Source organism: Streptomyces sp. PSU-S4-23 (assembly GCF_055632315.1).
In genome coordinates this window covers 7,936,287-7,953,150 of sequence record NZ_JBVMUU010000002.1, presented here as the reverse complement: position 1 = coordinate 7,953,150, position 16,864 = coordinate 7,936,287, and the positions used below count along the sequence as shown (strand labels likewise).

Here is a 16,864-nt window from a genome sequence, read left to right as displayed (position 1 = left end):
CTGCCGGGCATGACCTCTCCTCTGCCCGAGCGCGCCGGCCGGCGCTGCCACAACGTGATCAATCCGCTGCACTCGACGCACTACTTCTCCCCGGACCTGAAACGGGAACTGACCGCCGTGGGCGTCACCGACCAGCGGGCCGCCTACTTCGCGGTGCGGGCGGCCGCCCTGGGCCCGGTGGGCGCGGGCGTCGTGACGGCGACGTTCTCCAACTTCCGCCCCGAACTGGTGGCGCGGCACGTGCCCGCCGTGTGGGAGACGGCCTCCCCCGAGGTGGTGCTGGCGGCACGCCTGCGCGCCGTCGACGCGACGCTGAGGCGGCTGCTCGGCGAGGAGTCCATCGCCTCCAAGGAGATGGCCGAGGCGGCCGAACTCGCGCTGCGCGCGGCCGAGGCGTGCACTCCGCACGCGCGCCCCCTGTACGCCGCCCACGCCGATCTGCCCGTGCCCGACGAGCCGCACCTGGCGTTCTGGCACGCGGCCACCCTGCTGCGCGAGCACCGCGGCGACGGCCATCTCGCGGTGCTGCTGCACGCGGAGCTCGACCCGCTGGAGGCGCTGGCGAGCCACACCGCGACCGGCAAGGGCATGGCCCCGAAGTGGGCCCTGGCCACCCGCGGCTGGAGCAGTGAGGACTGGGACGCGGCGACCGCACGGCTGCGCGAGCGGGGCCTGCTCGACGCGGAGGGCGAGCTGACCGAGAAGGGTGCCGCGCTGCGCGCGCGGATCGAGGAGGAGACGGACCTCCTCGACCGGGCCCCGTACGAGCATCTCGGCGCCGCGGGCGTCGAGCGGCTCACGGAACTGGCGGGCGAGCTGCTGACCAGGGCGCTCGCGGCCGGCGCGTTCCCCGACGGCATGATCGGGAAGAGCTGAGGTACCCGGACGCCGTCCCGGCGGTGCGCCGGGAGGACGAAGGGAGAGACCCGTGTTCCGTGCGATCGCAGACGTGCTGCGCCAGATCGGCGGCGCCGTCGCCACGGTCGTGACCCTGCCCTTCCGGGCCGTCGCCCGGCTGCTGGGCGGGGCTTCGGCCTCGACACGGCGTGGCGCCCGCCGGGCCTGAGGGGCCCGTCCCGCACGGCCACGGGGTTCGGCGACCGCCCCGTGTCGACCCGACGCCCGCCCTGCCCCCCGGTTGTCGGTGCCACCTGCCACAATTGCCGCGCAACCTCAGTGGAGAAGGCGGTACGGGATCGTGACGACACCCCTCGTAGGGTCCATCGAAGGCAGGATCGCCGAGGAGCTCGGCGTACGGGAGCGGCAGGTGAGGTCCGCGGTCGAACTGCTCGACGGCGGTTCGACGGTGCCCTTCATCGCCCGCTACCGCAAGGAAGCGACCGAGATGCTCGACGACGCGCAGCTGCGCACGATCGAGGAGCGGCTGCGCTATCTGCGGGAGCTGGAGGAGCGGCGCACGGCGATCCTGGAGTCGGTGCGCGAGCAGGGCAAGCTGACCGAGGAGCTTCAGGCGCAGATCCGGGGCGCCGAGACCAAGGCGCGCCTGGAGGACATCTACCTGCCGTTCAAGCCGAAGCGGCGCACGAAGGCCCAGATCGCGCGCGAGGCCGGTCTTCAGCCGCTGGCCGAGGGCCTGCTCGGCGACCCCACGGTGGAACCGCTCGCCGCGGCAGCCGCCTTCGTCGACCCGGACAAGGGGGTGGCCGATCCGCAGGCCGCGCTCGACGGCGCCCGGGCGATCCTGACGGAGCGGTTCTCCGAGGACGCCGACCTCATCGGCGAGCTGCGCGAGCGGATGTGGGTGCGCGGGCGTCTCGCCGCCAAGGTGCGCGAGGGCAAGGAGGAGGCGGGCGCGAAGTTCGCCGACTACTTCGACTTCGCCGAGCCCTTCACCGAGCTGCCCTCGCACCGGATCCTCGCCATGCTGCGCGGCGAGAAGGAGGAGGTGCTCGACCTGGTCCTGGAGCCGGAGGAGCCCACGGACGGCCCGTCGTCGTACGAGGGGACCGTGGCGCACCGCTTCGGGATCGCCGACCGCGGCCGCCCCGCCGACAAGTGGCTGGCGGACACCGTCCGCTGGGCCTGGCGCACCCGCATCCTCGTGCACCTCGGCATCGATCTGCGGCTGCGTCTGCGGACGGCCGCCGAGGACGAGGCGGTGGCGGTGTTCGCGGCGAACCTGCGGGACCTGCTGCTCGCCGCCCCGGCCGGCACCCGCGCGACGCTGGGCCTGGACCCCGGTTTCCGCACGGGCGTGAAGGTGGCCGTGGTGGACGCGACCGGCAAGGTGGTGGCCACGGACGTCATCTACCCGCACGTGCCGGCCAACAAGTGGGACGAGGCGATCGCCAAGCTGGCGCGCCTCGCCCGGGAGCACGCGGTCGAGCTGGTCGCGATCGGCAACGGCACGGCGTCCCGCGAGACCGACAAGCTCGCCGGTGAACTCATCGCGAGGCACCCGGAGCTGAAGCTCACCAAGGTGATGGTCTCGGAGGCGGGCGCGTCGGTGTACTCGGCCTCGGCGTTCGCCTCGCAGGAGCTGCCCGACATGGACGTGTCGCTGCGCGGCGCGGTGTCCATCGCCCGCCGCCTCCAGGACCCGCTCGCCGAGCTGGTGAAGATCGACCCGAAGTCCATCGGCGTCGGCCAGTACCAGCACGACCTGTCCGAGGTGAAGCTGTCGCGCTCGCTGGACGCGGTGGTCGAGGACTGTGTGAACGGCGTGGGTGTGGACGTCAACACGGCGTCGGCCCCGCTCCTCGCCCGGGTCTCCGGCATCTCCTCGGGGCTCGCGGAGAACATCGTGGCGCACCGCGACGCCAACGGCCCGTTCACGTCCCGCGCGGAGCTGAGGAACGTGGCGCGGCTCGGGCCGAAGGCGTACGAGCAGTGTGCGGGCTTCCTGCGGATCCGGGGCGGCGACGATCCGCTGGACGCCTCCAGCGTGCACCCGGAGGCATACCCGGTGGTCCGGCGCATGGTGAAGACCACGGGCCAGGAGGTGGCCTCCCTCATCGGCAACACGTCGGTGCTGCGCTCGCTGAGGCCGACCGACTTCGTGGACGAGACGTTCGGTCTGCCGACGGTGACCGACATCCTGAAGGAGCTGGAGAAGCCGGGGCGCGACCCCCGCCCCGCGTTCAGGACGGCGACCTTCAAGGAGGGTGTCGAGAAGATCTCCGACCTGTCGTCCGGGATGATCCTGGAGGGCGTCGTCACGAATGTCGCCGCCTTCGGGGCGTTCGTGGACGTCGGTGTCCACCAGGACGGCCTGGTGCATGTGTCCGCGATGTCGAAGACGTTCGTCAAGGACCCGCGGGACGTGGTGAAGCCGGGTGACATCGTCAAGGTGAAGGTGCTGGACGTCGACATTCCGCGCAAGCGGATCTCGCTGACGCTGCGGCTGGACGACGAGGCCGCCGCACAGGGCCAGCGCGGTGGACGGCCGCCCCAGCAGCGGCAGGGACAGGGACAGCGGCAGGGGCGCGGCGGTGACCGCGGCTCGCGTCAGGCGCCCCCGCCGGCCAACAGCGCGATGGCCGACGCGCTGCGCCGCGCGGGTCTGCTCGGCCAGAAGCCCGGCCGCCGCTGAGGCAACCGGGGTCCGGGTCCGGCGGCACGCTGCGGCCGGGCCCGGGTCCGGCCGCAGCGTGCCGCCGGGGAAGCCGGGCCGAGCACCCGCTCGCCCGTGCCCGCTCCCCCGCGCCCGGTCACCCGGCTTCGCTCACCTTGCCGTCGGCCACCTCCAGCCGGCGGCTGACCCGCACCGCGTCCAGCATCCGGCGGTCGTGGGTGACCAGGAGCAGCGTGCCCTCGTAGGAGTCCAGGGCCGACTCCAGCTGTTCGATGGCCGGAAGGTCGAGGTGGTTGGTCGGCTCGTCCAGGACCAGCAGGTTCACGCCCCTGCCCTGCAGCAGTGCCAGGGCGGCCCTCGTCCGTTCGCCGGGAGAGAGGGTCGCCGCCGGGCGCAGGACGTGGTCCGTCTTCAGGCCGAACTTCGCGAGCAGCGTGCGCACGTCGACCGGTTCCGTGTCGGGGACCGCCGCGCGGAACGCGTCCATCAGGGGCTCCGGGCCGTGGAACAGCCCACGCGCCTGGTCCACCTCGCCGACCAGGACGCCCGAGCCGAGGGCGGCGTGGCCCGCGTCCAGCGGGACACGGCCCAGCAGCGCGCCGAGCAGGGTCGACTTGCCGGCTCCGTTCGCGCCCGTCACCGCGACCCGGTCCGCCCAGTCGATCTGCAGCGTCGCCGGCCCGAAGGTGAAGCCGCCGCGCCGCACCTCGGCGTCCCGCAGACTCGCGACGACCGCACCCGAGCGGGGGGCGGCCGCGATCTCCATGCGCAGTTCCCACTCCTTGCGGGGTTCCTCGACGACCTCCAGGCGCTCGATCATGCGCTGGGTCTGCCGGGCCTTCGCGGCCTGCTTCTCGCTGGCCTCGCTGCGGAACTTGCGGCCGATCTTGTCGTTGTCGCTGCCCGCCTTGCGCCGCGCGTTCCGCACGCCCTTGTCCATCCAGGCCCGCTGCGTCCGGGCCCGCTCCTGGAGGGCGGCCTTCTTGTCGGCGTACTCCTCGTAGTCCTCGCGGGCGTGCCGGCGGGACCTCTCGCGCTCCTCCAGGTAGGCCGCGTATCCGCCGCCGTAGAGGTTGATCTGCCGCTGCGCCAGGTCGAGTTCGAGGACCTTGGTGACCGTGCGGGTGAGGAACTCGCGGTCATGGCTGACGACGACCGTCCCGGCCCGCAGTCCGCCGACGAAGCGCTCCAGCCGTTCCAGCCCGTCCAGGTCCAGGTCGTTGGTCGGCTCGTCGAGCAGGAAGACGTCGTAGCGGGACAGCAGCAGCGAGGCCAGTCCCGCGCGGGCCGCCTGACCGCCGGACAGGGATGTCATCGGCTGGTCCAGACCGACGGTCAGACCGAGCGAGCCGGCGACGTCCTCGGCGCGCTCGTCGAGGTCGGCGCCGCCGAGGCCGAGCCAGCGCTCCAGGCTCAGCGCGTACGCGTCGTCGGCCCCCGGTCTCCCGTCGACGAGCCCCTGCGTGGCCTCGTCCATCACGCGCTGGGCCTGCGCCACGCCCGTGCGGCGCGCCAGGAACTCCCGCACCGTCTCGCCCGGCCGCCGTTCCGGCTCCTGCGGCAGGTGCCCGACCGTCGCGGTGGGCGGTGACAGCAGCAGCTCCCCCTGCTCCGGGGCGAGCAGCCCGGCGAGGATCCGCAGCAGGGTGGACTTGCCGGCTCCATTGGCACCGACGAGCCCGATCACGTCACCGGGCGCGACGACGAGGTCGAGCCCGGAGAAGAGCGAGCGGTCGCCGTGCCCGGCGGCGAGGTTCTTGGCGACGAGGGTGGCAGTCATCAGACGCCGATCCTAACGAGCGCGTCGGCGGGGCCGGCGGACGGGACGGGCCCGCCGGGCGCTCAGTCCGCCGCCGCGGCCACCAGCACGCTCCCCGAGGTCCTGGCCACCACGAAGGCGGTACCTTTCGCCGCCCCGGGACCGAGGGCGACTCGATGGGTGCCAGGCTCCAGCACCGCGTCGAGGACCTCGTGGGCGTGGACGCGGTGCAGGCGGCCTCGGCGGTAGGTGGTGACGCGGACCCGGCATGCGGCGGCGACCTCGATGTCCGCCGCGCCGTCGGCGGCGGTCAGGCGGGTGAGGCGACGCTGCTGCCCGGGGCTGCGGTCCAGGGCGTGCTCGATCTGGGCGACGAGGAGCGGAACGATCGGCGCGAGCCCGTCGACATACGCCGCGTCGACGCCGGCGTCCGCGAAGGCCCGCCGTACGGCGGCACGTTCCCGCTCGCCGACCGCCCGGCCGAAGACCACCGCGCCGTAGCCGCGCAGTTCGTCGGCGGGCACGTCCGTGGCCTCCTGCGCGATCTCCGCCCCGATGCCGATGGTGCGCAGTGCGGCGGCGAGCCGGGCGAGGACGGCGACGCGCGCGCCGATCAGCAGGACCCGGCGCCGTCCGGCCCGGCCGCCGTCGAGCAGTGCGTCGAGGGCGCGGCGGTACTCCTCGCCGCGGAAGCGGAACGGCCCCGTCCCGTGGTAGCCGTTGAGCTCCAGGTCCACCCGCTCGTCGGTCTGCCAGGCGAAGTCCCGCCACACGACGTCGTCGCCGTCCCGCTCGATGACCGCGGTGACGGCCCCGCAGGCCAGGTCCTGGCACTCCGGGCAGCCGTAGATGATGTGGCGGCCGCCCGCCAGCGGGGCGTCGGCCTCCAGCAGGAGTCCGCGCACCTGCGCGGTGAAGATCGCGGGGGGTATGTCGGAGGCGAGCGGGGACACCGCGTCCAGCTCGGAGAGCCGGAACAGCAGCGGGCGCCCGTCGATGACGAAGTCCACGAAGTCCCGGTGCAGCTGGACGTCACCGTTGGCGAGGAGGCCACCGGCACGCGTCGCCGGTGCCAGGCCGAAGGTCGCGTACGCGGCAGACATGCTGTGAGTATCCCCACACCGACAGTGATATGAGCACGGCAGCCCGCATTCCGCTACCGTCCCCGCGTGGACAGAGATCAGAGCGGTGATGTGATCGTGGTGGGCGGCGGCGTCATCGGGCTGACGACGGCGATCGTCCTGGCGGAGAGCGGCCGGCGCGTGCGGGTGTGGACGCGTGAGCCCGCCGAGCGGACGACCTCGGCGGTCGCGGGAGCGGTGTGGTGGCCCTACCGGATCGAACCGAAGTCCCTGGTGGGCGCATGGGCCCTGGACTCCCTCGTCGTGTACGAGGAACTGGCGCTGCGGCCCGAGGAGACGGGCGTACGCATGGTCGAGGGCGTACACGGGGAGACGCGACTGGACGGCCTCGGACCGTGGGCCTCGGGCGTCGGGGGCCTCAGGCCGTCGACGGACGCCGAGTACGCCGGAACCGGTCTGTGGGCCCGGCTGCCCCTCATCGACATGGGCAGGCATCTGCCGTGGCTGCGCGGGCGGCTGCTGCGGGCCGGCGGGCGGGTCGAGGAGCGGGCCGTCGCGGACCTGGCGGAACCGGCCGCGGAGGCGCCCGTTGTGGTCAACTGCACGGGCCTGGGCGCCCGCGAACTGGTACCGGACCCGCGGCTGCGCCCGGTGCGCGGCCAGCTCGTCGTGGTGGAGAACCCCGGGATCACCACCTGGCTGACGTCGGTGGACCACACGGCCGACGTGAGCACGTACTTCTTCCCGCAGCCCGGCGGGCTCATCCTGGGCGGCACCGCCGAGGAGGACGCCTGGTCCCTGACACCCGATCCGCGGACGGCAGCGGAGATCGTGGCGCGGTGCGCCGCTGTGCGGCCGGAGATAGCCGGCGCCCGGGTGCTGGATCACCGGGTGGGGCTGCGGCCGGTCCGGGACGCCGTCCGGCTGGAGCGGGAACCGCTGGCAGGCGGCGGAGTGCTGGTGCACAACTACGGGCACGGCGGCGCGGGCGTCACGGTGGCCTGGGGCTGCGCGCGCGAGGCGGCCGGGCTGGCACGCCCGGGCGCCTGAGCGGCGCCCGCATCGGGGATCCCGGCGGACGGGTGCGCGGGGTCCCACTCCGGCGAACGGCACCGGGGCCGACGGTCGGGGTGGGGTGCTCGGCGGAGATGCCGGGTGCTCGGGTGCTCGGCGGAGATGCCGACGTCGGTCCGGGTGGCCCCGGCTGCGCCGGGCGCCGCCGGACGGCCGCTCCCGAGGCGGCCGGATGGCGATCGTGGGACGGCGGTGGCCATGGACACGCCGGGGGTCACCGGGTCTGAATAGGCTCCGAACGGACCTCGTGCCCCTACGACTTGGAGTTCTCGTGCATCGCAGACTCATCGCCCCGGGCGCGCTCGCGGCGGCTTCCCTGTTGCTGGCGATCCCGGCATCGGCCGCCGCCTACCAGCCCGGCGCTCCGGGTATCGGCGATCCCTACTACCCGTACTACGGCAATGGCGGATACGACGTCTCGCACTACGACCTGCGGCTGAAGTACCAGCCGCGGACGGACGAACTGGAAGGCACGGCGACCCTCCTGGCCACCACCACGCAGGATCTGTCCCGCTTCGACCTGGACTTCCTGCTGGACGTCAGCGAGGTGCGGGTGAACGGCGCGAAGGCGGCCTTCACCGCGTCCGGCCAGCACGAACTGGAGATCACCCCCGCCGCCCCGCTGCGGAAGGGCACGCCGGTCACCGTCGTGGTCCGCTACCGGGGGGTTCCCTCCACCAAGAGCGCGTACGGCTTCACCACCTGGCACCGCACCCCGGACGGCGCGGTCGCGGCGGACGAGCCCGAGGCGGCCTGGTGGTGGTTCCCGAGCAACGACCACCCGAGCGACAAGGCCACCTACGACGTGTCGGTGGCCGTGCCGGACGGCACCCAGGCGATCTCCAACGGCACGCTGCAGTCCACGACTTCCAGGCTCGGCTGGACCCGCTACAGCTGGCGGTCCCGCGCACCGCAGGCGACATATCTCGCCACGCTCGCGATCGGGAGGTTCGACATCACGACCGGTACGTCGGAGGGCGGCGTGCCGGTCGTCAACGCCTACAGCAGGAACCTCGGCGACAACGACGGGGCCGCGCGGGCGAGCGTGGAGCGGACCGGGGAACTCGTCGACTGGCTGACCGGCTACTTCGGGCCGTACCCCTTCAGCTCGGCCGGCGGGTACGTGCCCGACACCACCACCGGGTACGCCCTGGAGACCCAGACCCGCGTCTACTACAGCCCCAGGCAGTTCGCGAACGGCTCCAACACGTCCGTCGTGGTGCACGAGCTGGCACACCAGTGGTACGGCGACGACGTGTCGCTCAAGGGCTGGAAGGACATCTGGATCAACGAGGGCTTCGCCCGCTACGCGCAATGGCTGTGGTCCGAGCACGAGGGCGAGGGCACGACGCAGGAACTGGCCGACTACGTGTACGCCTCGCACCCGGCGGACGATCCGTTCTGGACGGTCGCGCCGGGTGACCCGGGGCCCGACAACCAGTTCGACATCGCGGTCTACGACCGGGGTGCGCTCGCCGTCCAGGCGCTGCGCAACGAGGTCGGCGACGATGCGTTCTTCGCCATCCTGAAGGGATGGCCGAAGGAGCACGCGTACGGCAACGCCTCGGTCGCGGACTTCCGGGCGTACGCCGAGAAGGTGTCCGGGAAACCGCTGGACGCGCTCTTCGGCACCTGGCTGTTCCAGCCGTCCAAGCCCGCCGTGTCCGCGGCCCGTACCGTGTCCCTCGCAAGGACGTCGGCCGCCGTGCCGCAGCCGAAGTCCTGGAAGGAGATCGCGGCGACGAACGGCGTGCACGGGGGCTGACCCTTCCGGGACGGTGCGGCCCGGGGCGGGCCCGCGCGCCGCAGCGCGCGACGCTCCCGGTCGCTGCCGCCCGGGCGAGCAGGTCCTCGCGGCCGGCCGCGTCCGCCTCCGCGGACGGCACCGTGCAGGCGTACGCCCCGGCCACGGCGCCGTAAAGGGCGCGGCGCAGCGGTGGCTCACCGCGCAGGCGGCCGGAGAGGAAACCGGCGGCGAAGGCGTCGCCCGCCCCGTGGGAGTCCACCACCGGGGCGGGCGGCGTCACGGTCGGCACACGGGTCGGCTCGCCGCCGGCCGGGAGGTACGCGCCCGGCGCCGGCCGCGGCGACCACCGTCCGGGCCGCCCCGCCCCGCCCGGCGATGCCGCGCATGGTCTGCTCCGGGCCGCGCGCGCCGCCGAGGACAGCCGTGCCGTTGAGGTTTCACAGTACTGGTGAGACAGCGATACTGCTGCACATGACGACCGAGACCGAGGAGCCGACGCTCACCGTCGACGAGCTGGCCGCGCGGGCCGGCGTCACGGTCCGCACCGTCCGCTTCTACAGCAGCAGGGGTCTGCTCCCGCCGCCCGTGATCGGCCCCCGGCGCGTGGGCCACTACGGGCCCGAGCACCTGGCCCGGCTGGCGCTCATCGAGGAACTGCAGCACCAGGGCATGACGCTGGCCGCGATCGAGCGCTATCTGCAGCAGTTGCCGGCGGACCTGAGCGCCCGGGACCTCGCCCTGCACCGCGCCGTCGTGGCGTCCTGGGCTCCGGACGCGGTGGAGACCATGACGCGCGAGGAGCTGGAGCGGCGCGCGGGGCGGCCGCTTCGCGAGGAGGACCTGGAGCGGCTCGGGGCGATGGACGTGGTGGCGCCGCACGAGGGGGCGTTCCGGGTGGATCCGGGCCTGCTGCGGCTCGGCGTCCAGCTCCTCGACGTGCCCCTCGACCTGGGGTCCATCCTCGCCGCCCGCCGCGTCCTCATCGAACACTCGCGTGCGGCGGCCCGCGAGTTGTCGCAGCTGTTCCGGGACGCGGTGGCGGAACGTGACGCCACGGCCGTGAAGTCCCTGTCCGCGCACATGCATCCGCTGGTGGTCCAGGCCCTGCTCACGGCCTTCCAGCGCTCCTTGAAGCAGGAGCTGCGGGAGTGGCTGACGGACGCGCGGCCCGCAGCACCGTAGTCCTGACCCCGGGGGTACCCGCAGGGGCTCGGGGGAGAGCCCGCTGCGGGTACCCGCGGAACGCCTCAGCGCGCGTCGGTGAACCGTTCGCCCTTCTCCGCCTTCTCCACCAGCAGCGCGGGCGGGGTGAACCGCTCGCCGTACCGCTCGGCCAGTTCCCGCGCGCGGGCCGTGAACCCGGGAAGGCCGCCGTCGTAGCCGTTGATGTACTGCAGGACGCCGCCGGTCCAGCCCGGGAAGCCGATCCCGAAGATGGAGCCGATGTTGGCGTCGGCGACGGACGTCAGCACGCCCTCCTCCAGCAGCCGGACGGTGTCCAGCGCCTCGGAGAACAGCATGCGCTCCTGCATGTCCTCGAAGGGGATCTCGTGGCCCGGCTCGGTGAAGTGCTCGCGCAGGCCCGGCCACAGCCGCCCGCGCCTGCCGTCCTCGCCGTACTCGTAGAAGCCCGCGCCGCCGCTGCGTCCGGTGCGGCCGAACTCGTCGACCATGCGGTCAATGACGGCCTCGGCCGGATGCGGGGTCCAGGTGCCGCCCGCCTCCTCGACGGCCCGCCTGGTCTCGTTGCGGATCTTGCGGGGGAGGGTGAGGGTCAGCTCGTCCATGAGGGAGAGCACCTTGGCGGGGTAGCCCGCCTGGGCGGCCGCCTGCTCCACGGACGCGGGCTCGATGCCCTCGCCCACCATCGCGACACCCTCGTTGATGAAGTGGCCGATGACCCGCGAGGTGAAGAAGCCGCGCGAGTCGTTGACGACGATCGGCGTCTTGTTGATCTGCCGGACCAGGTCGAAGGCGCGCGCCAGGGCCTCGTCTCCGGTCCGCTCCCCCTTGATGATCTCGACGAGCGGCATCTTGTCGACGGGCGAGAAGAAGTGCAGGCCGACGAAGTCGGCCTGCCGCTCCACGCCCTCGGCGAGCGCGCTGATCGGCAGGGTGGAGGTGTTGGAGCACAGCAGCGCGTCGGGCTCGACGATGTGCTCGATCTCCTGGAACACCTTGTGCTTGAGCGCCGGGTCCTCGAAGACGGCCTCGATCACGGCGTCGCAGCCCGCGAGGTCGGCGGCCTCGGCGGTGGGGGTGATGCGGGCGAGCAGCGTGTCCGCCTTCTCCTGGGTCGTACGCCCCCTGGCGACCGCCTTCGCGCACAGCTTCTCGGAGTAGCCCTTGCCCTTGGCGGCCGCCTCGGGAGAGACGTCCTTGAGGACGACGTCGATGCCCGCGCGGGCGCAGGAGTAGGCGATGCCCGCACCCATCATCCCGGCGCCGAGGACGGCGACCCTGCGGACCCGGCGCGGCTCGATGGCCCCCGGACGGTTGGCACCGGAGTTGACGGCCTGGAGGTCGAAGAAGAACGCCTGGATCATGTTCTTCGCCGTCTGGCCGGTGACCAGCTCGGTGAAGTAGCGGGCCTCGATGGTCAGGGCGGTCTCGAAGTCGACCTGGGAGCCCTCCACGGCCGCCGCGAGGATGTTGCGCGGGGCCGGGTAGGGGGCGCCGCCCAGCTGCTTCCTCAGGTTGGCCGGGAAGGCGGGCAGGTTGGCGGCGAACTTCGGGTTGGACGGCGTACCGCCCGGGATCTTGTAGCCCGGCTTGTCCCAGGGCTGCTGCGAGACGGGGTTGGCGTCGATGAAGGCGCGGGCCTTGTCCAGCATCTCCTCGCGGGTGGCGGCCACCTCGTGCACGAGACCGTTCTCCAGGGCGCGTCGCGGCGAGTACTGGGTGCCCTGGAGCAGCACCTTCAGCAGGGCGTCCGCGATGCCCATCAGGCGTACGGTGCGGGTGACGCCGCCGCCCGCCGGGAGCAGGCCGAGCGTGACCTCCGGGAGGCCGATCTTGGAGCCGGGGGCGTCGAGGGCGACGCGGTGGTGGGAGGCGAGCGCGATCTCGTAGCCGCCGCCCAGGGCCGCGCCGTTGATGGCGGCGACGACCGGCTTGCCGAGCGTCTCGATGCGGCGCAGGGAGTTCTTGATCGCCACACCCGTCTCGAACGCCTGCTGGGCGTCCTCGGGGCCCGCCTTCATCATGTCCTTCAGGTCTCCGCCCGCGAAGAACGTCTTCTTGGCGGAGGTGTAGATGACGCCGCGGATGGAGTCCTTCTCGGCCTCGGCGCGCTCGGCGATCGCCGCGATGGACTCCTTGAACGCCTGGTTCATGGTGTTCGCGGACTGGTTGGGGTCGTCGAGGACCAGGGTGACGATGCCGGTGTCGTCCTGCTCCCAGCGGATGGTGGTGGACTCAGTGCTCATCAGGGGTGCTCCGTAGGAATCCGTTGGGGAAGGTCAGAGGCGCTCGACGACGGTGGCGATGCCCATGCCGCCGCCCACGCACAGCGTGGCCAGCCCGTACCGCTTGTCCTGCCGCTCCAGTTCGTCCACCAGGGTGCCGAGGATCATCGCGCCGGTCGCGCCCAGCGGGTGTCCCAGGGCGATGGCGCCGCCGTTGACGTTGATCTTGTCCAGCGACAGCCCCATGTCCTTCGCGAAGCGCAGGACGACCGCGGCGAACGCCTCGTTGATCTCGACCAGGTCGATGTCGTCGATCGTCAGCCCGGCCTTGGCGAGCGCCTTGCGCGTCGCGGGAGCCGGTCCGGTCAGCATGATGGTCGGCTCGGAGCCGGACACCGCGCCCGCCACGATCCGGGCCCGCGGCCGCAGCCCGTAGCGCTCGCCGACCTCCTTGGAGCCGATGGCGACGAGCGACGCGCCGTCGACGATGCCGGAGGAGTTGCCCGCGTGGTGCACATGGTCGATCTGCTCGATCCAGTGGTACTTCTGCAGCGCCACGGCGTCGAAGCCGCCCAGGTCGCCGATGTCCGCGAAGGACGGCTTGAGCTTGCCGAGCGAGTCGGCGGTCGTGCCGGGCCGCATGTGCTCGTCGTGGTCCAGGACGACGAGCCCGCTGCGGTCCTTCACGGGAACCACGGACTTCTCGAAGCGGCCTTCCTTCCAGGCGGTCGCGGCCCGCTCCTGGGACAGCGCCGCGTACTCGTCGACATCCCTGCGGGAGAAGCCCTCGATCGTGGCGATCAGGTCCGCGCCGATGCCCTGCGGCACGAAGTTGGTGGCCATGTTGGTCATCGGGTCGGCGAACCAGGCGCCGCCGTCCGAGGCCATGGGGACCCGCGACATCGACTCGACGCCACCCGCGAGCACCAGGTCCTCCCAGCCCGAGCGGACCTTGGCGGCGGCCAGGTTGACCGCCTCCAGACCGGACGCGCAGAAGCGGTTCTCCTGGACGCCGGCCACCGTGTCGGGCAGGCCGGCGGCGATCGCGGCGATGCGGGCGATGTCGGAGCCCTGGTCACCGACCGGCCCGACGACACCGAGGACGATGTCGTCGATCGCGGCCGGGTCGAGGTCCGGGAAACGCCGCCGCATCTCGTGGATGAGTCCGACCACGAGGTCGATGGGCTTGGTGCCGTGCAGGGCGCCATTGGCCTTGCCGCGCCCGCGCGGGGTGCGGATCGCGTCGTACACGTACGCTTCGGTGCTCACGGGTAAGCCTTTCGGGGAGGGTCAGCCGAGCAGGGAACGACCGATGATCTCCTTCATGATCTCGGTGGTCCCGCCGTAGATGGTCTGGATGCGGCCGTCGGTGAAGGCCCTGGCGACGCGGTGCTCCGTCATGTAGCCGTAACCGCCGTGCAGTTGCAGGCAGCGGTCCGCGACCCGCTTCTGCAGTTCGGTCGCCCACCACTTGGCCATGGAGGCGTGCACCGCGTCGAGTTCGCCGTTCGTGTGGTCGGTGATGCAGCGGTCGAGGAAGGCGCGGGTGACGGCGCACTCGGTCGCCATCTCGGCTATCTCGAAGCGGATGTGCTGGAGTCTGGCGAGGGGCCGTCCGAACGCCTCGCGTTCCTTGACGTACTCGGTGGTGATCTCCAGCAGGTGCTCGGCGGCGGCGATCCCGGCGACGGCGATGTTCAGCCGTTCCTGGGCGAGGTTCGTCATCAGGTGCACGAAGGCGCCGTTGAGCTCGCCCAGCAGGTTCTCCTTGGGCACGCGCACGTCGTGGAAGAACAACTCGGCCGTGTCCTGTGCCTTCTGGCCGATCTTGTCGAGGTTGCGGCCGCGTTCGAAGCCCTCCGTGCCCCGCTCCACGACGAGCAGCGACAGCCCGTGCGCCCCGCCCTCGGGGGTCGTCCGGGCCACGACGATCACCAGGTCGGCGAGGATCCCGTTGGAGATGAAGGTCTTGGAGCCGTTGAGCAGCCAGTGGTCGCCCCTGTCCTCGGCGCGGGTCCTGATGCCCTGGAGGTCGGAGCCCGCGCCGGGCTCCGTCATGGCGATGGCGGTGACGATCGAGCCGTCGCAGAAGCCGGGCAGCCAGCGCCGCTTCTGCTCCTCGGTGGCGAGGCCCGTCAGATACGGTCCGATGATGTCGTTGTGCAGCCCGAGCGCGAGCCCGGAGGCTCCCGCGCGGGTGAACTCCTCCACGAGGACGGCGCTGTAGCGGAAGTCGGGGGTGCCGCCGCCTCCGTACTCCTCGGGCACGGCGAGTCCGAGCAGGCCCTGCTTTCCTGCCGCCCGCCAGGCGTCACGGGAGACGATGCCGTCCTTCTCCCACTGCTCGTAGTGCGGCAGCACCTCCTTGGCGAGGAAGGTGCGCACGGTCTCGCGGAACGCCTCGTGGTCGGCGGTGAAGATCTGCCGCTTCATGTCGCGCTCGCCCTCCTGGGAGCCGGTTCTCGACGCTTTCGACCAGTCGGGCCGGCTCCGGGCCGGCCGGCCTGACGGGGTGCATGGGGGCGCGCACGGCACGGCACGCCACGGGGCGCTCTCGGGCGGGCCTCCCGGCCCGGCACGGCGCGGCCCCGGGCGGCCTCCGGGCGAACGGGACGGCGGCGGACGGCGGCGGTGTCACCACCGGGCGTGGTGCCGTCGTTGGGGGCGGTGCCGACGCCGGGGGCGGGCGGGGGGCCGACGGCGCGCCGGGGCGTGGCCGGGGCCGTGCCCGGGTGCGCGGTGCCCCTGACGCGGTCCGCGCCCCACGTCTCGTGGGTCTTCCCGGGCAGGACCGGGAGGTGCGTCCGGCCGTCGGCGGTCTTCGGGCGCTCGGTGCGGGCTACCGCCGGGCCCGGGGCCGCGGGAGCCCTGGAAGCGCCCGCTCCGGCGGCCGTGGGGACGAGTGTCGTCGGCGGCTGCATCAGGCGCCGTCCCCGAGGAGCCGGGGCACATCCCAGTCGCGCGCGACGCCGGCGGTGTCGGCGCCGGGCTGCGCGGGTCCGCCGCGTACCGACGTGCGGGTGTCCGAGAAACGCGGTGCCGGCGCCGGCTGGATGATGCCGCCGTGGTCCACGAACGTGCCGCGGGCGGCGAGGTGGGGGTGTGCCGGGGCCTCGCGGAGCGAGAGGACGGGCGCGACGCACGCGTCGGAGCCCTCGAAGACGGCCGTCCACTCGTCCCGCGTGCGGGTCCTGAAGCGGGCCGCGACCGCCTCGCGCAGCTCCGCCCAGCGGGCGACGTCCTTGTGGGCCGGGGCCAGGTGCCCGATGCCCAGCAGGTCCACGAACTCCTCGAAGAACTGCCGCTCCAGGGCGCCGACCGCCATGTACCGGCCGTCGGCGGTCTCGTAGGTGCCGTAGAAGGGGCAGCCGCCGTCGAGGAGGTTGGCGCCCCGCCGGTCCTGCCAGCCGCCGGCGGCGAGCATGCCGTGGATCATCGAGGCCAGGTGCGCCGCGCCGTCGACGATGGCCGCGTCCACGACCTGTCCGGTGCCCGTCTCACGCGCGTGGTGGAGGGCCGCGAGGACGCCGACGACCAGGTAGAGCGAGCCGCCCGCGTAGTCGCCGACCAGGTTGGCGGGGATCGCGGGCGGCCCGTCCGGGTCTCCGATCAGACCGAGGGTGCCGGTGGGCGCGATGTAGGCGATGTCGTGTCCGGCGCGCGGGGCGAGCGGGCCCTCCTGGCCCCAGCCGGTCATACGGCCGTAGACGAGCCTCGGGTTGCGGGCGTGGCAGGTCTCGGGGCCGACGCCGAGGCGCTCGGCGACGCCGGGGCGGTAGCCCTCGATGAGGATGTCGGCGCGCTCGGCCAGGTCCAGGACGCGGGCCGGGCCGTCGTGTGCCTTCAGGTCGACGACCACCGAGCGCTTGTTGCGGTTGGTGACGTCGCACTCGGGATCGATCGCGAGCCCCGGGCCCTCGGGCCGGTCCACGCGGACGACGTCGGCGCCCAGGTCGGCGAGGAGCATCCCGGCGAACGGGCCGGGCCCGATGCCCGCCAGCTCGATGACGCGCACGCCGGCGAGCGGGCCGTGTCCCGGCGTCCCTGGCCCTGTCATCCAGCCTCCAGGCTCTCTGTGACACAACTGATGTGACATCGGTGATGTTATGAACAGGCCGCCCCGCGGGCAATACCTCAACGAGCAAGCGCTTAGTCGAATTCCCGCCGTCAAACCGTCTCATACCACAGGCAAACGGGGTGAGCGGGGGTTGCCGGTGGCGCCACGCCGACCTCGCCGCCCGGCCACGGCCGCCTCGCGCT

At 72.9% G+C, this 16,864-nt stretch carries 12 protein-coding genes and 1 pseudogene; 6 read left to right on the top strand and 7 right to left on the bottom strand.

Annotated features, from left to right (window positions below; genetic code table 11):
- Positions 1-9: 9 nt before the first annotated feature.
- From ACZ79I_RS35940 to ACZ79I_RS35930, 3 genes are all read left to right on the top strand, one after another.
- Positions 10-876: an SCO6745 family protein gene (locus ACZ79I_RS35940; RefSeq protein ID WP_471503352.1), complete on the top strand. Its 867-nt coding sequence runs from the start codon at positions 10-12 to the stop codon at positions 874-876.
- 52 nt (positions 877-928) lie between these two features.
- A complete protein-coding gene (locus tag ACZ79I_RS35935) occupies positions 929-1,066 on the top strand; it encodes an LPFR motif small protein (protein ID WP_471503350.1) in 138 nt (45 codons plus the stop codon).
- Between the two features lie 132 nt (positions 1,067-1,198).
- Positions 1,199-3,553, top strand: coding sequence for a Tex family protein (locus tag ACZ79I_RS35930; RefSeq protein ID WP_471503348.1), 2,355 nt, complete (start codon positions 1,199-1,201; stop codon positions 3,551-3,553).
- A gap of 118 nt (positions 3,554-3,671) precedes the next feature.
- On the opposite strand, the gene ACZ79I_RS35925 is transcribed toward ACZ79I_RS35930, so the two are convergent.
- Positions 3,672-5,315 carry an ABC-F family ATP-binding cassette domain-containing protein gene (locus tag ACZ79I_RS35925; protein WP_471503346.1) on the bottom strand — a complete coding sequence of 548 codons (1,644 nt, stop codon included), beginning with the start codon at positions 5,313-5,315 and terminating at the stop codon, positions 3,672-3,674.
- Between the two features lie 62 nt (positions 5,316-5,377).
- The gene (locus ACZ79I_RS35920; RefSeq protein WP_471503344.1) at positions 5,378-6,397 is read right to left on the bottom strand and encodes an oxidoreductase; all 1,020 of its coding nucleotides are present in this window, start codon (positions 6,395-6,397) and stop codon (positions 5,378-5,380) included.
- Between the two features lie 66 nt (positions 6,398-6,463).
- Between ACZ79I_RS35920 and ACZ79I_RS35915 the strand changes: the two genes are divergently transcribed.
- Both ACZ79I_RS35915 and ACZ79I_RS35910 read left to right on the top strand, forming a co-directional pair.
- A complete protein-coding gene (locus ACZ79I_RS35915) occupies positions 6,464-7,426 on the top strand; it encodes an FAD-dependent oxidoreductase (protein WP_471503342.1) in 963 nt (320 codons plus the stop codon).
- A 295-nt stretch (positions 7,427-7,721) separates the two neighbouring features.
- Positions 7,722-9,215, top strand: a complete 1,494-nt coding sequence (locus tag ACZ79I_RS35910; RefSeq protein WP_471503340.1) for a M1 family metallopeptidase — start codon at positions 7,722-7,724, stop codon at positions 9,213-9,215.
- A 64-nt stretch (positions 9,216-9,279) separates the two neighbouring features.
- Here the strand turns inward: ACZ79I_RS35910 and ACZ79I_RS35905 are convergent.
- Positions 9,280-9,595 (bottom strand): annotated as a pseudogene (locus ACZ79I_RS35905) (PfkB family carbohydrate kinase); the annotation flags it as partial.
- Between the two features lie 73 nt (positions 9,596-9,668).
- Here ACZ79I_RS35905 and ACZ79I_RS35900 point away from each other — a divergent pair.
- Entirely contained in the window at positions 9,669-10,379 is a 711-nt protein-coding gene (locus ACZ79I_RS35900) for a MerR family transcriptional regulator (protein ID WP_471503338.1), read from the top strand.
- 65 nt (positions 10,380-10,444) lie between these two features.
- Here ACZ79I_RS35900 and ACZ79I_RS35895 read toward each other — a convergent pair whose 3' ends face one another.
- The 4 genes from ACZ79I_RS35895 to ACZ79I_RS35880 form a co-directional block, all read right to left on the bottom strand.
- A complete protein-coding gene (locus tag ACZ79I_RS35895) occupies positions 10,445-12,625 on the bottom strand; it encodes a 3-hydroxyacyl-CoA dehydrogenase NAD-binding domain-containing protein (protein ID WP_471503336.1) in 2,181 nt (726 codons plus the stop codon).
- A gap of 33 nt (positions 12,626-12,658) precedes the next feature.
- Positions 12,659-13,873 (bottom strand): acetyl-CoA C-acetyltransferase, encoded by a 1,215-nt coding sequence (locus ACZ79I_RS35890; RefSeq protein ID WP_471503334.1) that lies wholly within the window; start codon positions 13,871-13,873, stop codon positions 12,659-12,661.
- A gap of 21 nt (positions 13,874-13,894) precedes the next feature.
- Positions 13,895-15,037 carry an acyl-CoA dehydrogenase family protein gene (locus ACZ79I_RS35885; RefSeq protein WP_471503332.1) on the bottom strand — a complete coding sequence of 381 codons (1,143 nt, stop codon included), beginning with the start codon at positions 15,035-15,037 and terminating at the stop codon, positions 13,895-13,897.
- A gap of 487 nt (positions 15,038-15,524) precedes the next feature.
- Positions 15,525-16,661 carry a CaiB/BaiF CoA transferase family protein gene (locus ACZ79I_RS35880; protein ID WP_471503330.1) on the bottom strand — a complete coding sequence of 379 codons (1,137 nt, stop codon included), beginning with the start codon at positions 16,659-16,661 and terminating at the stop codon, positions 15,525-15,527.
- Positions 16,662-16,864 lie beyond the last annotated feature (203 nt).